Annotated in this window: 19 protein-coding genes and 1 other RNA gene; 16 read left to right on the top strand and 4 right to left on the bottom strand. The window is 60.0% G+C overall.

Annotated elements, in window-relative coordinates:
• Positions 1-288 precede the first annotated feature (288 nt).
• From epd to HA46_RS03005, 6 genes are all read left to right on the top strand, one after another.
• Complete coding sequence (epd, locus tag HA46_RS02980) at positions 289-1,308, top strand: erythrose-4-phosphate dehydrogenase (protein ID WP_033752227.1); 1,020 nt, start codon at positions 289-291, stop codon at positions 1,306-1,308.
• A 51-nt stretch (positions 1,309-1,359) separates the two neighbouring features.
• Positions 1,360-2,523, top strand: coding sequence for a phosphoglycerate kinase (pgk, locus tag HA46_RS02985; RefSeq protein WP_033792116.1), 1,164 nt, complete (start codon positions 1,360-1,362; stop codon positions 2,521-2,523).
• Positions 2,524-2,627: 104 nt separating this feature from the next.
• The gene (fbaA, locus tag HA46_RS02990) at positions 2,628-3,707 is read left to right on the top strand and encodes a class II fructose-bisphosphate aldolase (RefSeq protein WP_033752222.1); all 1,080 of its coding nucleotides are present in this window, start codon (positions 2,628-2,630) and stop codon (positions 3,705-3,707) included.
• Positions 3,708-3,915: 208 nt separating this feature from the next.
• Positions 3,916-4,788, top strand: a complete 873-nt coding sequence (mscS, locus tag HA46_RS02995) for a small-conductance mechanosensitive channel MscS (RefSeq protein ID WP_033792115.1) — start codon at positions 3,916-3,918, stop codon at positions 4,786-4,788.
• A gap of 126 nt (positions 4,789-4,914) precedes the next feature.
• Positions 4,915-5,538, top strand: a complete 624-nt coding sequence (gene argO / locus HA46_RS03000; protein ID WP_033792114.1) for an arginine exporter ArgO — start codon at positions 4,915-4,917, stop codon at positions 5,536-5,538.
• Between the two features lie 142 nt (positions 5,539-5,680).
• Positions 5,681-6,421 (top strand): oxidative stress defense protein, encoded by a 741-nt coding sequence (locus HA46_RS03005; protein WP_084882128.1) that lies wholly within the window; start codon positions 5,681-5,683, stop codon positions 6,419-6,421.
• A gap of 117 nt (positions 6,422-6,538) precedes the next feature.
• On the opposite strand, the gene HA46_RS03010 is transcribed toward HA46_RS03005, so the two are convergent.
• Entirely contained in the window at positions 6,539-7,444 is a 906-nt protein-coding gene (locus HA46_RS03010) for a LysR family transcriptional regulator ArgP (protein ID WP_033752211.1), read from the bottom strand.
• 207 nt (positions 7,445-7,651) lie between these two features.
• Between HA46_RS03010 and rpiA the strand changes: the two genes are divergently transcribed.
• A complete protein-coding gene (rpiA, locus tag HA46_RS03015; RefSeq protein WP_084882129.1) occupies positions 7,652-8,311 on the top strand; it encodes a ribose-5-phosphate isomerase RpiA in 660 nt (219 codons plus the stop codon).
• Between the two features lie 280 nt (positions 8,312-8,591).
• Positions 8,592-9,830, top strand: coding sequence for a phosphoglycerate dehydrogenase (serA, locus tag HA46_RS03020; RefSeq protein ID WP_033792111.1), 1,239 nt, complete (start codon positions 8,592-8,594; stop codon positions 9,828-9,830).
• Between the two features lie 75 nt (positions 9,831-9,905).
• On the opposite strand, the gene HA46_RS03025 is transcribed toward serA, so the two are convergent.
• The 3 genes from HA46_RS03025 to zapA all read right to left on the bottom strand — a co-directional run bounded on the left by HA46_RS03025 (position 9,906) and on the right by zapA (position 11,128).
• Positions 9,906-10,499 carry a 5-formyltetrahydrofolate cyclo-ligase gene (locus tag HA46_RS03025; RefSeq protein ID WP_084882130.1) on the bottom strand — a complete coding sequence of 198 codons (594 nt, stop codon included), beginning with the start codon at positions 10,497-10,499 and terminating at the stop codon, positions 9,906-9,908.
• 76 nt (positions 10,500-10,575) lie between these two features.
• A non-coding RNA gene (gene ssrS / locus HA46_RS03030) (6S RNA) lies at positions 10,576-10,759 on the bottom strand.
• 39 nt (positions 10,760-10,798) lie between these two features.
• Positions 10,799-11,128, bottom strand: coding sequence for a cell division protein ZapA (gene zapA, locus HA46_RS03035; RefSeq protein ID WP_033752202.1), 330 nt, complete (start codon positions 11,126-11,128; stop codon positions 10,799-10,801).
• A gap of 170 nt (positions 11,129-11,298) precedes the next feature.
• Here zapA and HA46_RS03040 point away from each other — a divergent pair, with 170 nt between their 5' ends.
• The 8 genes from HA46_RS03040 to HA46_RS03075 all read left to right on the top strand — a co-directional run bounded on the left by HA46_RS03040 (position 11,299) and on the right by HA46_RS03075 (position 21,352).
• The gene (locus tag HA46_RS03040) at positions 11,299-11,877 is read left to right on the top strand and encodes a YecA/YgfB family protein (RefSeq protein WP_033792109.1); all 579 of its coding nucleotides are present in this window, start codon (positions 11,299-11,301) and stop codon (positions 11,875-11,877) included.
• 50 nt (positions 11,878-11,927) lie between these two features.
• Entirely contained in the window at positions 11,928-13,250 is a 1,323-nt protein-coding gene (gene pepP / locus HA46_RS03045) for a Xaa-Pro aminopeptidase (protein ID WP_084882131.1), read from the top strand.
• Positions 13,247-14,425, top strand: a complete 1,179-nt coding sequence (ubiH, locus tag HA46_RS03050) for a 2-octaprenyl-6-methoxyphenyl hydroxylase (RefSeq protein ID WP_084882132.1) — start codon at positions 13,247-13,249, stop codon at positions 14,423-14,425. Before pepP ends, ubiH begins: the two co-directional genes overlap by 4 nt.
• 13 nt (positions 14,426-14,438) lie before the next feature.
• Positions 14,439-15,641, top strand: coding sequence for an FAD-dependent 2-octaprenylphenol hydroxylase (gene ubiI / locus HA46_RS03055; RefSeq protein ID WP_084882133.1), 1,203 nt, complete (start codon positions 14,439-14,441; stop codon positions 15,639-15,641).
• Positions 15,642-16,082: 441 nt separating this feature from the next.
• Positions 16,083-17,177, top strand: a complete 1,095-nt coding sequence (gcvT, locus tag HA46_RS03060) for a glycine cleavage system aminomethyltransferase GcvT (protein ID WP_084882134.1) — start codon at positions 16,083-16,085, stop codon at positions 17,175-17,177.
• 22 nt (positions 17,178-17,199) lie between these two features.
• Positions 17,200-17,586, top strand: a complete 387-nt coding sequence (gene gcvH, locus HA46_RS03065) for a glycine cleavage system protein GcvH (RefSeq protein ID WP_033792104.1) — start codon at positions 17,200-17,202, stop codon at positions 17,584-17,586.
• 81 nt (positions 17,587-17,667) lie between these two features.
• Positions 17,668-20,541, top strand: coding sequence for an aminomethyl-transferring glycine dehydrogenase (gene gcvP / locus HA46_RS03070; protein ID WP_084882135.1), 2,874 nt, complete (start codon positions 17,668-17,670; stop codon positions 20,539-20,541).
• Between the two features lie 58 nt (positions 20,542-20,599).
• Complete coding sequence (locus tag HA46_RS03075) at positions 20,600-21,352, top strand: SDR family oxidoreductase (protein ID WP_084882136.1); 753 nt, start codon at positions 20,600-20,602, stop codon at positions 21,350-21,352.
• Positions 21,353-21,383: the final 31 nt, after the last annotated feature.

A 21,383-nucleotide genomic window follows, 5' to 3' on the forward strand; every position in this document is an offset into this window, starting at 1 on the left:
CGGAAGAGCGAGGGACGCCAGTGGGCGTCCCTTTTTTATGGCCGGCTGAATTATTCTTCAAGTAATCGCCTTCGCATTGGCAAAAATGTGACGTAGATCCAATAATCAGCGGCGCATTTGATCGCAGTCATTCCTGTTATTCCTTCCATGCTTTATTGTAGCTGAACCGTTTCAGTTAGCCGTTTTTTAGCAGCAATTTCGACGCGGACCGCGCGAAAATCTCCTGTACAAACCCGCGTGAAACGCTCAGGCTATCGGCACGTTTATTAGCAGGAAGTGGCAGAAAAGATGACCATTCGGGTGGCGATAAATGGCTTTGGCCGCATTGGGCGCAACGTACTGCGCGCCCTCTATGAGACCGGGCGTCGCGCCGAAATTACCGTGGTGGCGATTAACGAACTGGCGGAGGCGGCCGGCATGGCGCACCTGCTGAAGTACGACACCAGCCACGGCCGCTTCGCCTTCGACGTGCGTCAGGAGCGCGATTTGCTGTGGGTGGGCGATGATACCATCCGCATTCTGCATCACGCCGCTATCGACGCGCTGCCGTGGCGCGAGCTTAACGTCGACGTGGTGCTGGAGTGCACCGGCGTTTACGGCAGCCGGGCGGACGGCGAGGCGCATCTGCAGGCAGGCGCGAAGAAGGTGCTCTTCTCCCATCCAGGCGGCAGCGATCTCGACGCCACCGTGGTGTTCGGCGTGAACGAACAGGCTCTTAAACAAACCGATCGCATCGTCTCCAACGCTTCCTGCACCACCAACTGCATTATCCCGGTGATCAAGCTGCTGGACGACGCCTTCGGCATCGAATCGGGCACCGTGACCACCATCCACTCGGCGATGCACGACCAGCAGGTCATTGACGCCTATCACAGCGACCTGCGCCGCACGCGCGCTGCCAGTCAGTCGATTATTCCGGTCGACACCAAACTGGCCGCCGGGATTACCCGTATTTTTCCGAAATTCGCCGATCGCTTCGAAGCGATTGCGGTGCGCGTGCCTACTATCAACGTTACGGCCATCGATCTCAGCGTCTCCGTACGTGAGGCGGTAAGGGCCTGCGAGGTCAACGCGCTGCTGCAAAACGCGTCAGAAGGGGCATTTCGTGGTATAGTTGACTATACGGAATTACCGTTAGTCTCAGTAGATTTTAACCACGATCCGCACAGTGCCATTGTGGACGGCACGCAGACGCGGGTCAGCGGTCAGCACCTGATCAAGACCCTGGTCTGGTGCGACAACGAATGGGGCTTTGCTAACCGAATGCTCGACACGACGTTAGCGATGGCCGCAAGCGGTTTCAGGTAAGGCGCGGTTTGCGCCTGGCAAAACTTATGAGAATCAACGAGAGGGTTCACAATGTCTGTAATTAAGATGTCCGATTTGGATCTGGCTGGTAAGCGCGTTCTGATCCGTGCCGATCTCAACGTACCAGTAAAAGAAGGGAAAGTGACGTCAGACGCACGTATCCGTGCTTCTCTGCCTACCATCGAATCGGCGTTGAAACAGGGCGCAAAAGTGATGGTCACCTCTCACCTGGGTCGCCCGACCGAAGGTGAATACAACGAAGAATTCTCCCTGCTGCCCGTTGTTAACTATCTGAAAGAGAAACTGAACGGCACCAACGTTACCCTGGCGAAAGATTATCTCGACGGCGTTGAAGTCGGCGCGGGCGAGCTGGTGGTGCTGGAAAACGTTCGCTTTAACAAAGGCGAGAAGAAAGACGACGAAGCGCTGTCGAAAAAATATGCCGCGCTGTGCGACGTCTTCGTAATGGACGCTTTCGGCACCGCGCACCGCGCGCAGGCCTCAACGCACGGCGTCGGCAAATTCGCGCCGATCGCCTGCGCAGGCCCGCTGCTGTCGGCCGAGCTGGAAGCGCTGGGCAAAGTGATGAGCAACCCGGAGCGTCCGCTGGTGGCGGTGGTCGGCGGCTCAAAAGTGTCGACCAAATTCGACGTGCTGCAGTCGCTGGTGAAAATCGCTGACACCGTTATCGTCGGCGGCGGCATCGCCAACACCTTCGTCGCTATCGACAACAAGGTCGGCAAATCGCTCTACGAGCCGGACTTCGTTGAAGCGGCGAAAGGCCTGCGTGACCAGTACGGCATTCCGGTTCCGACCGACTCACGCGTCGGCACGGAATTCTCTGAAACTGCCCCGGCAACCGTGAAAAAGGTTTCCGAAGTCGCGGATAACGAAGAGATTATGGACTTCGGCGACGAAACCGCGCAGGCAATGGCGAAAGTGCTGAAAGAGGCGAAAACCATTTTGTGGAACGGCCCGGTCGGCGTATTCGAGTTCCCGAACTTCCGTAAGGGCACCGAGATCGTGGCGAACGCCATTGCAGACAGCGAAGCCTTCTCTGTCGCAGGCGGCGGCGATACCCTGGCGGCTATCGACCTGTTCGGCATCGAAGACAAGATCTCTTACATCTCTACCGGCGGCGGCGCGTTCCTGGAATTCGTCGAAGGCAAAAAACTGCCTGCGGTCGCCATGCTGGAAGAGCGTGCTAAGCAGTAATCCTTTGGGGGCGACGCCTGGCGCGTCGCCTGAAGACTTGCCCCGTTGGGCGTTTAAAGCGCTGTCCCCGCAGGGGATAGTCGGTCACGAAACAGGACACAATCATGTCTAAAATTTTTGATTTCGTTAAACCCGGCGTTGTCACTGGTGATGACGTTCAGAAGATCTTCCAGGTAGCGAAAGAGAACAAATTCGCGCTGCCAGCGGTAAACTGCGTCGGCACCGACTCCATCAACGCCGTACTGGAAGCCGCTGCGAAAGTAAAAGCGCCGGTTATCGTCCAGTTCTCTAACGGCGGCGCCGCGTTTATCGCCGGCAAAGGTTTCAAAACCGACAAGCCGCAGGGCGCGGCGATTTTCGGCGCGATCTCAGGCGCGCACCATGTGCACCTGATGGCTGAACAGTACGGCGTGCCGGTTATCCTGCACACCGACCACTGCGCGAAAAAACTGCTGCCGTGGATCGACGGTCTGCTGGACGCAGGCGAAGCGCACTTCCAGAAAACCGGCAAACCGCTGTTCTCTTCTCACATGATCGACCTTTCTGAAGAGTCGCTGGAAGAGAACATCGAGATTTGCAGCAAATACCTGGCGCGCATGGACAAAATGGGCATGACGCTGGAGATCGAGCTGGGCGTGACCGGTGGTGAAGAGGACGGCGTGGACAACAGCCACGTTGACGCTTCCGCCCTCTACAGCCAGCCGGAAGACGTAGACTACGCCTACACCGAGCTGAGCAAAATCAGCAAGCGCTTCACTATCGCCGCCTCTTTCGGCAACGTGCACGGCGTTTACAAGCCGGGCAACGTTAAGCTGACCCCGACCATTCTGCGCGACTCGCAGAAATACGTTTGTGAAAAACATGGTCTGCCGCACAACGCGCTGGACTTCGTTTTCCACGGCGGTTCCGGTTCTTCCGCAGCGGAAATCGAAGAGTCGATCAGCTACGGCGTGATCAAAATGAACATCGATACCGACACCCAGTGGGCAACCTGGGACGGTATTCTGCAGTACTACAAAAAGAACGAAGAGTATCTGCAGGCGCAGCTCGGCAACCCGCAGGGTCCGGACAGCCCGAACAAGAAATACTACGATCCGCGCGTCTGGCTGCGTGCGGCGCAGGCCTCAATGGTCGTGCGCCTTGAGCAGGCTTTCAAAGAGCTGAACGCCATCGATCGTCTGTAATCCGCTTCGCGGTTTGCAACAAAGGCCAGATCTTCGGATCTGGCCTTTTTTTATGACGCTGTTGAGCTATTCCGCCTAAATTTACAACAAATTCAACGGGAATTTGGCATATCCCTCCAATGTTTATTACCCTTGTTATCTGGTTTGCCGGAATTTTCTGGCTGTGATTTGACTTTCCCGGCAGGGAATTCAACAACAGGGCTCTCAAATGGAAGACTTAAACGTCGTAGACGGCATTCATAACGCCGGTGGCTGGCTGGTGCGTAATCAGGCGTTAATCCTCAGCTACGCGGTCAATATCGTAGCGGCTATCGTGATCCTGATCCTGGGGATGATCGTTGCGCGCGTTATTTCCCGAGGCATTAACCGCGTACTGGTCGCGCGCCATATCGACAAAACGGTCGCAGATTTTCTTTCCGCGCTGGTACGCTACGGCATTATTGCCTTTACGCTGATCGCGGCGCTGGGGCGCGTCGGTGTGCAGACGGCTTCGGTAATTGCCGTGCTGGGCGCCGCCGGTCTGGCGGTCGGTCTGGCGCTGCAGGGATCGCTCTCTAACCTGGCGGCGGGCGTGCTGTTGGTGACCTTCCGTCCTTTCCGCGCGGGCGAATTCGTCGACCTCGGCGGCGTGATGGGCACGGTGCTCAACGTCCAGATCTTTTCCACCACGCTGAAAAGCGCGGACGGTAAAATCGTCGTGGTGCCGAACGGTAAAATTATTGCCGGCAACATCGTTAACTTTTCACGCGAACCGGTGCGTCGTAACGAGTTCATCATCGGCGTCGCCTACGACGCGGACGTGGATGAGGTGATTGCGCTGCTGGACGAGGTGGTAAAGAGCGATCCGCGCGTGCTGCAGGATATGGGCGTGCAGATCGGCCTTAACGAGCTGGCCGCCTCGTCGCTCAACTTCGTGGTGCGCTGCTGGAGCAACAGCGGCGATCTGCAGAACGTTTACTGGGATCTGCTGAAGAACTTCAAGCGCGCGCTGGACGCGAAAGGCATCGGCATTCCCTATCCGCAAATGGACGTGCATCTGCATCGCGTCAGCCAGCCTGACGCGGAAGCGAAAGCAGAATAAGCCTCTCAGGACGGCGCCTGCGCCGTCCTTATTAATCTGCCTAATAGCAGATTAAATCTTTCAATTTCCGCTAATATCCTCGCCTCTTTATACTCCTTTGCATCTCGCTGATGTAAGGAAAACGTCGTGTTATCAATGTATTTACAGGGGCTTGCGCTTGGCGCCTCGCTGATTTTGCCGCTGGGGCCGCAGAATGCGTTCGTGATGAATCAGGGCGTTAAACGCCAGTACCATCTAATGACGGCGTCGCTCTGCACGCTGAGCGATATCGCGCTGATCTGCGGTGGCATCTTCGGCGGCAGCGCCTTGCTGCACCAGTCGCCGCTGCTGCTGATGCTAATCACCTGGGCCGGCGTGGCTTTTCTGCTGTGGTACGGCTGGAATGCGCTGCGCCGCGCTTTTAGCGGCGATGTCGACCTGGCCAGCGACAGCGAGCTTAAGCAGAGCCGCTGGCGCATTATCGCCACCATGCTGGCGGTCACCTGGCTTAATCCCCACGTCTATATCGATACGTTCGTGGTGCTGGGCAGCCTGGGCGGACAGCTGCCGACGCAGGAGGCGCGCCGCTGGTTCGCGCTGGGCACCGTCAGCGCGTCGGTGTTCTGGTTCTTCGGGTTGGCGCTGATGGCGGCCTGGCTCTCGCCTCGCTTGCGCACCGGCAGGGCGCAGCGCGCAATCAATCTGCTGGTCGGCGCGGTGATGTGGATCATCGCCAGCCAGCTGGCGCTGCAGGGAATAGCGAATTTCTGATTTGAATTGTCCTAAAGCGGCAGAACAGGATAAGCAAAACGCGAACTTTTGCGGTATAACACGCTCTTAGCAGTGCATACTATTCCGTTCAGGCTCTGGCTTTTGATGCCGCAGCAAAACAGAGATTCCAAGGAGGACTTTCGTGAAACTGAAAGCACTGGCGCTGGTCGCCATGACAGGCGCTTTAGCGCTGCCGTTAAGCGCATTAGCCGACGAACTGCCGAACGGCCCGCATGTCGTGACGTCCGGCCAGGCAACCGTCGATGCGCGCCCGGATATCGCCACGCTCTCTATCGTGGTCAACGTCTCCTCTAAAGACGCCGCAGACGCGAAAAAGCAGGCCGACGACCGCGTTGCGCAATATTTTGATTTTTTGAATAAAAACGGTATCGAGAAGAAAGATATTGATGCCGCAAACCTCAGCACGCAGCCGGAATATGACTATACCAAAGAGGGCAAGTCGGTGCTGAAAGGCTACCGCGCGGTGCGTCAGGTGCAGGTGACCCTGCGTCAGCTGGATAAGCTTAACGAGCTGCTGGACGGCGCGCTGAAAAGCGGCCTGAACGAGATCCGCTCGGTCGAGCTGGGCGTCACCAATCCCGACAGCTACAAGGCACAGGCGCGCAAGGCGGCCATTGATAACGCGACGCAGCAGGCCGCAGCGCTGGCGGAAGGTTTTAACGCGAAGCTTGGCCCGGTTTACAGCATTCGCTATCACGTGGCCAACTATCAGCCGATGCCGATGGCGCGCATGTATAAAGCCGCCGCCCCGGCTGCGGATACCTCCGCGCAGCAGACCTACGAGCAGCAGAGCATTCACTTCGACGATCAGGTAGACGTGGTCTTCGATATCAAGCCGAATGCGGCAGGCACGCAGCAGTAATGGAAAAGGGGCGCTAAGCGCCCTTTTTTTTGGACATTTGTCAGGCAACAAATAAGTCAAAGCGCGGGTGGCGCAAATCGAAGAGCAGTGTGCCCCTCGCTGAAGGCGCGCACTGACTCAGGCCGCTAAATCATCCTGACGCAGCACGCGATGGCCGTGGGAGATCAGCGCGTCGGTGACGCGGCGCATCAGGCGGCTCTCCGGCGCAAAGCGGTGCCAGTAGAGCATGCGGCGCTGGCAAAGGCCCGGCGTCAAGTCGAGCAGCTCACCGCCCGCCAGCTCGCGCTCAATCTGCAGATGCGGGATCATACAGCAGGTCGACCCCTGACGCGCCAGCTGCACAAAGGCTTCCGAAGAGTTAACGATATGGCAGGGCACGCTGCCCGGCGACAGATCGAAATTCTGCTGTAAAAAGGCCTGGTGCATATCGTCGAGATGGTCGAAAGCGACCGCTGGCGCCTTGAGCAGCGCCGAACGGGTGACGCCGTTGGGAAAGTAGCGCGCGGCGAACTCCGGCGAGGCGACGAACAGATAGTCGAGCGCGCCAAGCTGATCGACCAGGCAGCTCGGCAGCGGCTGCGGCTGAATACTGACCGCGCCTACTACTTCGCCGCGGCGCAGCCGTTCCTGCGTGCGGGTTTCATCTTCAACCTGCAAATTAAGGCGCACCGGCGAGTCCGCCAGCACATCTTTCAGCGCAGGCAGCAGCCAGGTCGCCAGGCTATCGGCGTTAACCGCCAGCGACAGCAGCAGCGGCGTGGTGCCGCCGTTCTCGTCGCTCAGCCACTCCTCTTCCAGCAGCTCTACCTGATGCAGCAGCGCCAGCAGCTTCTGTCCCTGTTCGGTAGGGCGCGGCGGCACGGTGCGCACCAGCAGCGGCTGTCCGAACAGGTTCTCCAGTTGCTTGATACGCTGCGATACGGCCGACTGCGTAATGCATAACTTCTGTGCGGCGCGCTCAAAGCCGCGTTCGCGAATCACTGCATCCAGCGCCTGAAGCGTTCGATAATCGGGGCGTTTCATTGTTGTTCTCTCTCCTTCAGGGTGGACGATACTATGCCACAAAAAATTCATCTGGCGCGCGTCGAAGGCGCTTTCCCTGCGCCGCGCGTCGCCTTTTTTGCGGGCTGGCTTCCAAAGCGATAACGCCAGCGGAAACAGCCGCGCACATTCGGCGGGCGTTGCTTTATACTACGCGCACTTCGTTGTCGCACAGGTTTTAAACATATCATGACCCAGGATGAACTGAAAAAAGCCGTAGGCTGGGCCGCACTGAAATATGTGCAGCCGGGTACTGTCGTCGGCGTCGGCACCGGCTCCACCGCCGCGCACTTTATCGACGCGCTCGCCACGATGAAACATCAGATTGAAGGCGCGGTCTCCAGCTCGGAAGCTTCGACGCTGAAGCTGAAAGCGCTCGGGATTCCGGTCTTCGATCTCAATAAGATTGACGATCTGGCGATCTACGTCGACGGCGCGGATGAGATCAACCCGCAGATGCAGATGATCAAAGGCGGCGGCGCGGCCCTGACGCGCGAGAAGATCGTGGCGGCCGTCGCGCGCAAGTTCATCTGTATCGCCGACGCCTCGAAAGAGGTGGACGTGCTGGGACATTTCCCGCTGCCGGTCGAGGTGATCCCGATGGCGCGCGCCTTCGTCGCCCGCGAGCTGGTCAAGCTCGGCGGCCTGCCGGAGTATCGCCAGCATGTCGTCACCGATAACGGCAACATTATTCTCGACGTGCATAACCTGACGATTCTCGATCCCGTCGCGCTGGAGAAAAGCATCAACGCGCTGCCCGGCGTGGTCACCGTCGGCCTGTTTGCTACGCGCGGCGCCGATATCGCCCTGATCGGCACGCCAGACGGCGTAAAAACCATCGAAAAATGATCTGTCCGGCGCGATAAACGCGCCGGTTATTTCCCTGCGCAAAACATCTTTTCTTTCGCTGCCTAAATTCGGTGACTTATGTCACATAACCGTCATCCACAGCAGTTTCGTTCTTTGTTCATGGTTCAGCTCCCGATTTTGTGCGGCAATGTGCTGGGCACAGGCTTCCCCGTGCTGGCCGCAAGGCAATCGGTTGTATTGCCGCAGGCGTAAATTTTGATATTTTGACAGAAGGCGCGCTTATGGCGCCCATTGTTGAAATCACAATAGGGTCGGGGAAATGGCAAAGGTATCACTGGAAAAAGACAAGATTAAGTTCCTGCTGGTGGAAGGCGTTCACCAGAGCGCGCTGGAAAACCTGCGCGCGGCGGGTTATACCAACATCGAATTCCATAAAGGCGCGCTGGATGACGAAGCGCTGAAAGCCTCCATTCGGGATGCGCATTTCATCGGCATCCGCTCCCGCACCCAACTGACGGAAGAGATCTTCGCCGCGGCGGAAAAACTGGTCGCCGTAGGCTGTTTCTGCATCGGCACTAACCAGGTCGACCTTAACGCGGCGGCGACGCGCGGCATTCCAGTGTTCAACGCGCCGTTCTCAAATACCCGCTCGGTCGCCGAACTGGTTATCGGCGAAATGCTGCTGATGCTGCGCGGCATTCCCGAAGCGAATGCCAAAGCGCATCGCGGCATCTGGAACAAAAACGCTGTCGGCTCGTTTGAGGCGCGCGGCAAAAAGCTCGGCATCGTCGGCTATGGCCATATCGGCATGCAGCTTGGCGTGCTGGCTGAAAGCCTGGGCATGCACGTCTTTTTCTATGATATTGAAAACAAACTGCCGCTCGGCAACGCCACGCAGGTTCGCCACCTGGCCGACCTGCTGAATATGAGCGACGTGGTGAGCCTGCACGTGCCGGAAACCCCCTCCACGCAGGATATGATCGGCGCGCAGGAGCTGGCGCAGATGAAGAAGGGCGCGTTGCTGATCAACGCTTCGCGCGGCACCGTGGTCGATATTCCGGCGCTGTGCGACGCGCTGGGGAGCAAACACCTGGCGGGCGCCGCGATCGACGTCTTCCCGCTTGAGCCGGCGACCAACAGCGAACCCTTTAATTCGCCGCTGTGCGAGTTCGATAACGTGATCCTGACGCCGCACATTGGCGGATCCACCCAGGAGGCGCAGGAGAATATCGGTATCGAAGTAGCGGGCAAGCTGGCTAAATATTCCGATAACGGCTCAACGCTCTCCGCGGTCAATTTCCCGGAGGTATCGCTGCCGATGCACGGCGCCAGCGCTAGCCGTCTGCTGCACATTCATGAAAACCGTCCCGGCGTGCTGACGGCAATCAACCAGATCTTTGCCGAACAGGGCATCAACATCGCTGCGCAGTTCCTGCAAACCTCGCCGATGATGGGTTACGTGGTAATCGATATTGATGCGCCGCAGGATCTGGCGGACAAAGCGCTGCAGCTGATGAAGGCGATTCCGGGCACCATTCGCGCCCGTCTGCTCTACTGATTCCGCTTTACTGAAACCGGGCCGTCTGCCTCTTTCGCAGACGGCCCGTCTGTTTCCGTCCCTGACTCACGCCCGCTATTCCCACTGCCACAGGCGCGACGGCGTCAGCACGGCGGGCAGGGGCACATCCCATTCCTCTGCGGGCAGCCGCTCCACCTGCTGGCAGTCATGCGCCACGCCCACCGGTAAAAAACCGTGCCGACGCCAGTTCTGCAGGGTGCGGTCGTAAAAGCCGCCGCCCATGCCGAGTCGCTGCCCGGCGCTGTCGAAGGCCACCAGCGGCACCATCATCACGTCCAGCCGATCCAGCGTAATCAGCTGGCGGATATCGAGCGGCGGCTCGGGAATCCGCAGTTTATTCGGCGTCAGCGGCGTTTCCGGCGTATAGCGCAGAAACAGCAGCTGGCCAGCGGAGAAAGGATGCAGGACCGGCAGATAAACCTGCTTTTTCTGCTGCCACAGCTTAGCGATAAGCGGACGGGTATTGAGCTCGCCGTCTACCGATAAAAAGAGCGCAATATGGCTGGCGCTGGCGAGAGGGGCGAAGTTAACGGCGTGTTCCGCCATCAGAGCGGCGGCTTGTTCCTGCTGCTCAGGCGTCAGGGCGCGGCGCAGGTGGCGTACGTGCTGGCGGATATGGTGGCGATCGAGCAGAGAGGGCTGGGACACGAGAACCCCGTTGATATAGTCGCTGATTAAGCGACTATATCATTCACAACGGGGAAAGACAGATGCAGAACAGAAGGAGATCTCCGAGATGCCGCCGCAGGCTGTAACCCTTGAACCCTTGGTTCAAGGTGAATGTGCCGTCGCAACCATCAGGCTTCTCGGACGAACCGAGCATGCTCACAGGTTACAGAGCGCCACACTCTGTTGGTATGAAATATCGGCTCAGGGGACTGGCCCGCTTGCAAACATCTCAGAGAAAATGGACTTTACCGTTGCCGCTGCGCAGCAACCATAAAGTATTATTCGAACTTCGCACCCTGGCGGTCGGTTATGCGACCTTGCTCAACAAGAGCCTGTTCAATCGTCTGCTGCAGGATACGAATGCGTTGTTCCATATTAGCAGCATAATCGCGCGTTTTCATTTTCTCTTGTGCCAGTTCATGGCAAATGTTTAACGCGGCGATGAACACCAGTTGCTCGGTATTTGTGACTCTAGTGCGAACTTTTAAATCTTGCAACCGTTGATTGAGGTCATCGGCAGCCGCATTCAGCGCATCTTGCTGTTCAGGCGGACAATTCACTCTCAATGAACGACCAAAAATTTGTATATCTACCGGTTGTGCAGACATGCCACCTTCCTGACTGATTACTTCGCCCGCAGCTCCCTTTGGGCTCAATGCCTTGGGAGGCGGGCAACTATATAGACCCGCGAAATAACTTACAACCCCTTTTCTGGAAACCTTGAGGCAGCTAGTGGTAGCATAACACGAACTTATTCTGCCAACGACGACGAATCCTTATGTCTTTACAGAACGTAACCCCCGATTACAACGCGCTGGCTTCAGCGCTCTCTCAACAGGGCGTGGGGATGACGCCAGCTGAAATGCATGGCCTGCTCAGCGGCATTCTGTGCGGCGGCAATCAGGATGCCAGCTGGAAAGCGCTGGTACAGGATCTCACCAACGAAGGCATGGCCTTCTCGCAGAGCCTGGCGTCACCGCTTCAGGCGCTGCACGACAGCACCGCCAATACGCTGGAAGAAGAGGGCTACCTGTTTCAGCTGATGCTGCCGGATGACGACGATATCAGCGTCTTCGACCGCGCCGACGCGCTGGCGGGCTGGGTTAACCACTTCCTGCTCGGCCTGGGCGTCACGCAGCCGAAGCTGGAGAAAGTCACCGGCGAAACCGGCGAGGCGATTGACGATCTGCGCACCATCGCCCAGCTCGGCTATGACGAAGATGAAGACCAGGAAGAGCTGGAGCAGTCGCTGGAAGAGGTGATTGAATATGTGCGCGTGGCGGCGCTGCTGTGCCACGACACCTTCACGCGTCCGCAACCTACCGCCCCCGAAGTGAAAAAACCGACGCTACACTAAGCCAGATATCTCAGGGCGCGAACGCGCCCGTTTCTACAGGGAGTGCAAACATGATTTCTCTGGATACTTTCCAGCAGCGTCGTCAGGCGCTACTGGCGAAAATGGCCCCCGGCAGCGCCGCCTTGATCTTTGCTGCGCCGGAAGTGACCCGCAGCAACGACAGCGAATATCCGTTCCGGCAAAACAGCGACTTCCTGTATTTCACCGGTTTCAACGAGCCGCAGGCGCTGCTGGTGCTGATCAAAAGCGATGAAACGCACAACCACAGCGTGCTGTTCAATCGCGTGCGGGATCTTACCGCTGAGATCTGGTTCGGCCGTCGGCTGGGGCAGGATGCCGCGCCTGAAAAGTTAGGCGTCGATCGCGCGCTGCCCTGGGATGATATCGACCAGCAGCTGCACCTGCTGCTGAACGGGCTTGACGTGGTTTATCACGCGCAGGGCGAATACGCGCAAGCGGATGCGCTGGTGTTCGCGGCGCTGGAGAAGCTGCGCCGCGGTTTCCGTCAGAATTTCAGCGCGCCGGCGACGTTCACCGACTGGCGCCCCTGGGTGCATGAAATGCGTCTGTTCAAGGACGAGGAAGAGATCGCCATCCTGCGCCGCGCCGGGCAGATCAGCGCGCTGGCGCATACCCGCGCGATGGAAGCCTGCCGTCCCGGCCTGTTCGAATACCATCTGGAAGGCGAAATTCACTACCTCTTCAACCGCCACGGCGCGCGCTTTCCCTCCTATAACACCATCGTCGGTTCGGGCGAAAACGGCTGTATCCTGCACTACACCGAAAATGAGAGCGAGCTGCGCGACGGCGATCTGGTGCTGATTGACGCGGGCTGCGAATTTCACGGCTACGCCGGCGATATCACCCGCACCTTCCCGGTCAACGGCACATTCTCCGCGCCGCAGCGCGCCATTTACGACATCGTGCTCGCCTCGCTTTATAAAGCGCTGGCGCTCTTTGGTCCCGGCGTCAGCATTCGCGACGTCAACGAAGAGGTGGTGCGCATTATGGTCAGCGGCCTGGTGGAACTGGGCATTCTGCAGGGCGAGGTAGAGACGCTGATCGCCGAAGAGGCGCACCGGCAGTTCTTTATGCATGGGCTAAGCCACTGGCTGGGCCTCGACGTGCATGACGTCGGCCACTACGGCACGCCTTCGCGCGATCGTATTCTGGAGCCGGGCATGGTGCTGACCGTTGAGCCGGGTCTCTATATCGCGCCGGATGCCGACGTGCCTGCGGAATATCGCGGCATCGGCATTCGCATTGAAGATGACATCCTGATCACTGAAACGGGCAACGAGAACCTGACCGACAGCGTGGTCAAGGACGCGGACGCGATCGAGGCGCTGATGGCAGCGGCGCGTCAGGCATGACGGTGATTATCGCCGGAGGCGGCATGACCGGCGCGACTCTGGCGCTGGCTATTTCCCACCTCACGCAAGGGCAGCTGCCGGTGACGCTGATTGAGAACAGCGCGCCCGACAGCCGCGCCCATCCAGGTTACGACGGCCGCGCCATCGCGCTGGCCGCCGGCACGCGTCAACAGCTGCTCGATATCGATCTCTGGCGCAGCATCGAGAAATACGCCACGCCCATTACCGACATCCACGTTTCCGATCGCGGCCATGCCGGTTTCGTCACCCTGGACGCCGGGGCCTATCAGATCCCGGCACTCGGCTATGTCGTCGAGCTTTTCGATGTGGGGCAGCGGCTGTTCGAGCGCCTGAAAGGCGCGCCGGGCGTGACGCTACGCTGTCCGGCGCGCGTCATCGACGCGCAGCGCCATCAGGAGAGCGTGCAGGTGACGCTGGAGAGCGGCGAACAGCTAGAAGGGGCGCTGCTGGTGGCCGCAGACGGCTCTCGCTCGCCGCTCGCCGCCTCGTTCGGCATTCAATGGCAGCGCGAGGATTATCAGCAGCTGGCGGTGATCGCCAACGTCTCGACTCAGTTACCGCATCAGGGACGCGCCTTTGAGCGCTTCACCGAGCACGGCCCGCTGGCGCTGCTGCCGATGTCGGACAATCGCCTGTCGCTGGTGTGGTGCCACCCGCTCTCGGCGCGTGAAAAAATAGCACGCTGGAGCGACGACGAATTTCTGGCGCAGCTGCAGCGCGCGTTCGGCTGGCGGCTGGGGCGTTTTACCCATACGGGCCGGCGCGAGAGTTATCCGCTGGCGCTGCAAAGCGCCGGGCAGCAGATGTCGCATCGGCTGGCGCTGGTCGGCAATGCGGCGCAGACGCTGCATCCGATCGCCGGACAGGGCTTCAACCTCGGGCTGCGCGACGTGATGTCGCTGGCGGAGACCCTCGCGGCCGCGCATCGTCAGCAACAGGATGTGGGCAGCTACGCCGTGCTGCATCGCTATCAGCAGCGACGTCAGCCCGATCGCGCGGCGACGATAGGCATTACCGACGGGCTGGTGCGGCTGTTCGCCAATCGCTATGCGCCGCTGGTGGCGGGACGAAATCTGGGGCTGATGGCGATGGATCATCTGCCGTGGCTGCGTAATCAACTGGCCGAGCGCACGCTTGGCTGGGTTAAGCGTTAACTAAGGGGCACCGATGCAAAGTTTTGATGTGGTTATCGCCGGCGGCGGCATGGTAGGACTGGCGGTCGCCTGCGGTTTGCAGGGCAGCGGGCTGCGCGTCGCCGTGCTGGAAAAAACGGCGGAGCCGCAGTTCGACGCCAGCGCTGCGCCGTCGATTCGCGTATCGGCAATCAACGCCGCCAGCGAGCGGCTGCTGCAGAAGCTGGACGTCTGGTCCGATATTCTGGCGAGGCGCGCTAGCGCTTATCACGGCATGGAGGTGTGGGATCGCGACAGTTTCGGCGCCATTAGCTTCGATGACGAACAGCAGGGGCTGACCCATCTGGGACACATTGTCGAAAACCCGGCGATTCACAGCGCGCTCTGGCAGCGCGCCAGCCGCTGCAGCGACGTGACCCTTATGGCGCCTTCGCAGCTGCAGCAGGTGGCGTTCGGCGAAAATGAAGCCTTTGTGACCCTGCAGGACGGCACCATGCTGACTGCGCGCCTGCTGATCGCCGCGGACGGCGCCAACTCCTGGCTGCGTAACAAAGCCGATATTCCTTTAACCTTCTGGGATTACGATCACCATGCGCTGGTAGCGAATATCCGCACCGAGCAGCCGCATGATGCGGTGGCGCGCCAGGTTTTCCACGGCGACGGCATTCTGGCGTTCCTGCCGATGCAGGATCCGCACCTGAGCTCTATCGTCTGGTCGCTTTCGCCGCAGGAAGCGAGCCGGCTGGAGAGCATGCCGCAGGCGCTGTTCAATCAGCAGCTGGCGGTGGCGTTCGATATGCGCCTCGGCCTCTGTGAACTGGCGAGCGAGCGTAAATCCTTCCCGCTGATGGCGCGCTACGCCCGCAATTTCGCGGCGCATCGCCTGGCGCTGGTGGGCGACGCCGCGCATACCATTCATCCGCTGGCGGGTCAGGGCGTGAATCTCGGCTTTATGGACGCCGCAGAGCTGATTGGCGAAATCCGCCGCCTGCACCAGCAGGGCAAGGATATCGGTCAGCATCTCTATTTGCGTCGCTACGAGCGCAGCCGCAAACACAGCGCAGCGCTGATGCTGGCGGGCATGCAAGGCTTTCGCGAGCTGTTCGCCGGCAGCCATCCGGCGAAAAAGCTGCTGCGCGATCTGGGGCTGAAGCTGGCGGACAGTCTGCCCGGCGTCAAACCTAAGATGCTGCGTCAGGCGATGGGGCTGCAGGATATGCCAGACTGGCTGCGCTAAGCCTCGCGTCGCTTTCGTCGAGCCAGCCTTGTGCTGGCTTTTTTACGCCTTTTGGTCGCTCTGCACCAAAAGCGATCGGGGCTGCACCTTTAGCGAGCCTCGTTTGATTTATTCTAATTTCACCCCTCTCTTCGCATTAGTTTTATTTATTCCTTGTCGGCGTCTGACGAGTGCGTTGTTAACATTTTGCGCGCCATCGCTGATTATCTTGCTGCGCATAACCGGGATGCGCCTCTTTCCTGCGTGGTAAATCACAAAAATGCAGTTAATTATGCTGTCATCTTTGCGCGTCGCTAAAGAGGCATGCTTCAATTCGACCCTGTACAGCTTATGGTTAAATCGTCTTTTCAATGATAACGTCAGGGAAAAGAGAACGTTTGCGCCGGGCGATAAGCAGGCTGACGCCCGCCCGAAACTTACCCGCTTCGCGACAGGATGGTTATGACTCAGCAAACCCCTTTGTTTGAACAGCATCAGGCCTGCGGCGCCCGCATGGTCGACTTCCACGGCTGGATGATGCCGCTGCACTACGGTTCGCAAATTGACGAACACCATGCCGTGCGTCAGGACGCCGGCATGTTCGACGTGTCGCATATGACTATCGTCGATCTGCACGGCGCGCAGACGCGCGACTTTCTGCGGCATCTGCTGGCGAACGACGTCGCTCGCCTGACGCAGCCCGGCAAAGCGCTCTACACCGGCATGCTGAACGCCTCCGGTGGCGTCATTGACGATTTGATTGTTTACTTTATGACCGAAGACTTTTTCCGCCTCGTGGTCAACTCGGCGACGCGCGAAAAAGATCTGGCGTGGATCGGCAAGCACGCTCAGGCCTATGGCGTGGCGCTGACCGAGCGCGACGACCTGGCGCTTATCGCCGTACAGGGGCCGCAGGCGCAGCAGAAGACGCAGACGCTGTTCAGCGCAGAGCAGCGCGAGGCGGTCGCCGGGATGAAACCCTTTTTCGGCGTGCAGTCCGGCGACCTGTTTATCGCCACCACCGGCTACACCGGCGAGGCGGGCTATGAAATCGCGCTGCCAGCCGCCGCCGCAGCGGATTTCTGGCAGCGTCTGCTGGCAGCGGGCGTCAAACCGGCTGGACTGGGCGCGCGCGACACGCTGCGTCTGGAAGCGGGCATGAACCTTTACGGTCAGGAGATGGACGAAGGCGTCTCGCCGCTGGCGGCCAATATGGCCTGGACGATCTGCTGGGAGCCGGCCGATCGCGATTTTATCGGGCGTGAAGCGCTGGAGATGCAGCGTGAAAGAGGCACGGACAAGCTGGTTGGCCTGATCATGACGGAGAAAGGGGTGCTGCGCGGCGGCCAGCCGGTGCGCTTCACCGACGCGCAGGGCCAGCCGCAGCAGGGCGTGATCACCAGCGGCTCTTTCTCGCCGACGCTCGGCTACAGCATCGCGCTGGCGCGCGTGCCGGCAGGCATTGGCGAAAGCGCTATCGTCGAAATCCGCCAGCGCGTAATGCCGGTAAAAGTAACCAAACCTGTTTTTGTACGCGGCGGCAAGCCGGTTCAGTAATCTATTTTCAGGAGAAAGGGCGATGAGCAATGTGCCAAACGAATTGAAATACCGTGACAGCCATGAGTGGGTGCGTAAGGAAGCGGACGGCACCTTTACCGTCGGCATTACCGAGCACGCTCAGGAGCTGTTGGGCGACATGGTCTTTGTCGATCTGCCGGATGTCGGCAACAGCTACTCAGCCGGCGACGAATGCGCCGTCGCGGAATCGGTCAAAGCCGCGTCCGATATCTACGCGCCCGTCAGCGGCGAGGTCGTCGCCGTCAATGACGCGCTCGGCGACGCGCCGGAGCTGGTCAACAGCGAGCCCTACGCAGCCGGTTGGCTGTTCAGAATCAAACCCAGCGACGAATCCGAGCTCGATTCGCTGCTGGACGCGGACGCCTATAAAGCCTCCATCGACGAATAAGCGACAGGGCGGCCAGACCTCGCTGGCCGCTTTTATCCCTTGCTTTCTCTGTACTCCAGCCCGATTCAGGATTGACTGCAAATGACCCAGACTTTGAGCCAGCTCGAACATAACGGCGCCTTTATTGAACGCCATATCGGTCCCTCGCCGGAACAACAGGCTTTGATGCTGGAGGCGATCGGCGCCAGCTCGCTGGACGCGCTGATCGGCACCATTGTGCCGGCCGACATCCAGCTGCCTGGCCCGCCCGCCGTCGGCGATGCGGCGACCGAGCAGCAGGCGCTGGCCGAGCTCAAGGCGATCGCCGGTCAAAATCAGCGTTACAAATCCTGGATCGGCATGGGCTATAGCGCGGTGATCACGCCGCCGGTGATCCTGCGCAATATGCTGGAAAACCCGGGCTGGTACACCGCCTATACCCCCTATCAGCCGGAAGTGTCGCAGGGCCGCCTGGAGGCGCTGCTTAACTTTCAGCAGGTGACGCTCGATCTGACCGGCATGGACGTCGCCTCCGCCTCGCTGCTGGATGAAGCCACGGCGGCGGCGGAAGCGATGGCGATGGCGAAGCGCGTCAGCAAGCTTAAAAACGCCGGTAAATTCTTTATCGCGGACGATATCCATCCGCAAACGCTGGACGTGGTGCGCACCCGCGCCGAAACCTTCGGCTTTGAGCTGATTATCGACCGCGCCGAGAAAGCGCTGGATCACGACGCGCTGTTCGGCGTGCTGCTGCAGCAGGTCGGCACCACCGGCGAAGCGCACGACTACAGCGCGCTGATCGCCGAGCTGAAAAGCCGCAAAATCGTAGTCAGCGTCGCCGCGGACTTTATGGCGCTGGTGATGCTGGAAGCGCCCGGCAAGCAGGGGGCGGATATCGTGTTCGGATCGGCGCAGCGCTTTGGCGTGCCGATGGGCTACGGCGGTCCGCACGCCGCCTTTTTCGCCAGCCGCGATGAGCATAAGCGCTCAATGCCGGGCCGCATTATCGGCGTGTCGCGCGACGCCGCAGGCAATACCGCGCTGCGTATGGCGATGCAGACGCGAGAGCAGCATATCCGTCGTGAGAAAGCGAACTCCAACATTTGCACCTCGCAGGTGCTGCTCGCCAATATCGCCGGACTCTATGCGGTTTATCACGGCCCCAAAGGGCTGAAGCGTATCGCTTCTCGCATCCATCGTCTGACGACTATTCTGGCGGCCGGGCTGCAAAACGGCGGGCTGAAGCTGCGTCACAGCAGCTGGTTCGACACCCTGACGGTCGAGGTGGAGGATAAAGGCGCGGTGCTCAACCGCGCGCAGAGCTTCGGCGTTAACCTGCGCAGCGATATTCATCACGCGGTCGGCATTACGCTGGACGAAACCACGCGCCGCGAAGATGTGCAGGCGCTGTTCGCCATTCTGCTGGGCGACGAGCACGGGCAGGATATCGACAAGCTGGACGCCGCCGTTGCGGCCGACAGCCAGGCGATTCCCGCAGCGCTGCAGCGTCAGAGCGCCATCCTGACCCATCCGGTCTTTAATCGCCATCACAGCGAAACCGAGATGATGCGCTACATGCACAGCCTGGAGAAAAAGGATCTGGCTCTGAACCAGGCGATGATCCCGCTCGGCTCCTGCACCATGAAGCTGAACGCCGCTGCGGAGATGATCCCCATCACCTGGCCGGAGTTCGCCGAACTTCACCCGTTCTGTCCGGCGGAGCAGGCTGCGGGCTATCTGCAGATGATTGGCCAGCTGTCGCAGTGGCTGGTGCAGCTCACCGGTTATGACGCGCTCTGTATGCAGCCGAACTCCGGCGCACAGGGCGAATACGCCGGGCTGCTGGCGATCCGTCGCTATCATGAAAGCCGTAACGAAGGCGCGCGCAACCTCTGCCTGATCCCCAGCTCCGCGCATGGCACTAACCCCGCTTCGGCGCAGATGGCGGGCATGGAAGTGGTCGTGGTGGCCTGCGACAAGCAGGGCAATATCGACCTCGGCGACCTGCGCGAAAAAGCGGCGCAGGCGGGCGAGCAGCTCTCCTGCATTATGGTGACCTATCCCTCGACGCACGGCGTCTATGAAGAGACCATCCGCGAAGTGTGCCAGATCGTGCATCAGCACGGCGGCCAGGTCTATCTCGACGGCGCCAACATGAACGCGCAGGTGGGCATTACCACGCCAGGCTATATCGGCGCGGACGTGTCGCACCTCAACCTGCACAAAACCTTTTGCATCCCGCACGGCGGCGGCGGCCCGGGCATGGGCCCGATCGGCGTGAAAGCGCACCTGGCGCCGTTTGTGCCGGGCCACAGCGTGGTGCAGATCGAGGAGATGCTGACGCAGCAAGGCGCAGTATCGGCGGCGCCGTTCGGCAGCGCCTCTATTCTGCCGATTAGCTGGATGTATATCCGCATGATGGGCGCGGAGGGGCTGAAGCGCGCCAGCCAGGTGGCGATACTCAACGCCAACTATATCGCCAGCCGTTTGCAGTCGGCTTATCCGATCCTCTATGCCGGCCGCGACGGCCGCGTGGCGCACGAATGTATTCTCGACATTCGTCCGCTGAAAGAGCAGACCGGCATCAGCGAGCTGGATATCGCTAAACGACTCATCGACTACGGCTTTCACGCGCCCACCATGTCTTTCCCGGTCGCCGGCACCCTGATGGTCGAGCCGACCGAGTCTGAGAGCAAAATCGAGCTGGATCGCTTTATCGACGCGATGCTCTCTATCCGCATGGAGATCGATCGCGTGGCCGACGGCGAATGGCCGGCGGACGATAACCCGCTGGTGAACGCGCCGCATACCCAGGTCGAAATCATTGGCGAGTGGAGCCATCCCTATAGCCGCGAGCTGGCGGTCTTCCCGGCGGGCAGCGACAATAAGTACTGGCCGACGGTGAAGCGCCTCGACGACGTGTTCGGCGATCGCAACCTGTTCTGTTCCTGCGTGCCGATGAGCGATTATCAGTAAACGCCGCGCAACGCTGTTTTCAAGGGCCGCTTAGCCGGCCCTTTTTTATGGAGAAAAGATGACACTGGCACTGGTGACCGGCGCAAGCCGGGGAATTGGCCGCGCGACGGCGCTGAAGCTGGCGCAGCAGGGCTATCGCGTGGCGGTTAACTATCTGAAGCGCGCAGACGAGGCGCAGCAGGTGGTGGCGCAGATCCGCGAGCAGGGCGGCGAAGCCTTTGCCGTGCAGGCGGATATCGCCGAGGAGGCGCAGGTTATGGCGCTGTTTCAGCGGCTGGATGAGGAGGCGATGCCGCTTGGCGTGCTGGTCAACAACGCGGGCATCCTCTTTACGCAGTGTCGGGTTGAGGATCTCAGCGCCGATCGTTTGCAGCGCGTCTTCGCCACCAACGTCACCGGCGCCTTTCTCTGCTGCCGCGAAGCGGTGAAACGCATGGGCACGCAGCACGGCGGCCAGGGCGGTTCGATTATCAACGTCTCTTCCGCCGCGTCGCGTCTTGGCGCGCCGGGAGAGTATGTCGACTATGCAGCGTCGAAAGGGGCGATGGATTCGCTGACGAAAGGATTATCGCTGGAGGTCGCGGCGCAGGGCATTCGCGTCAACAGCGTCAGGCCCGGTTTTATCTATACCGAAATGCATGCGGACGGCGGCGAGCCGGGACGCGTCGATCGCGTGGCGGCCACAGCGGGCGTCATCCCGATGGGGCGCGGCGGAGAAGCGGAAGAGATTGCTGAAGCGATTGCCTGGCTGGCGAGCGAAGCGGCGTCCTATATTACCGGCACCTTTATCGACGCCGCCGGCGGCCGCTAACCGCGAGGCCGCGCCCCTTGCGGCGCGGCCC

It is taken from the genome of Pantoea septica (assembly GCF_002095575.1).
Classification (GTDB): Bacteria; Pseudomonadota; Gammaproteobacteria; order Enterobacterales; family Enterobacteriaceae; genus Pantoea; species Pantoea septica.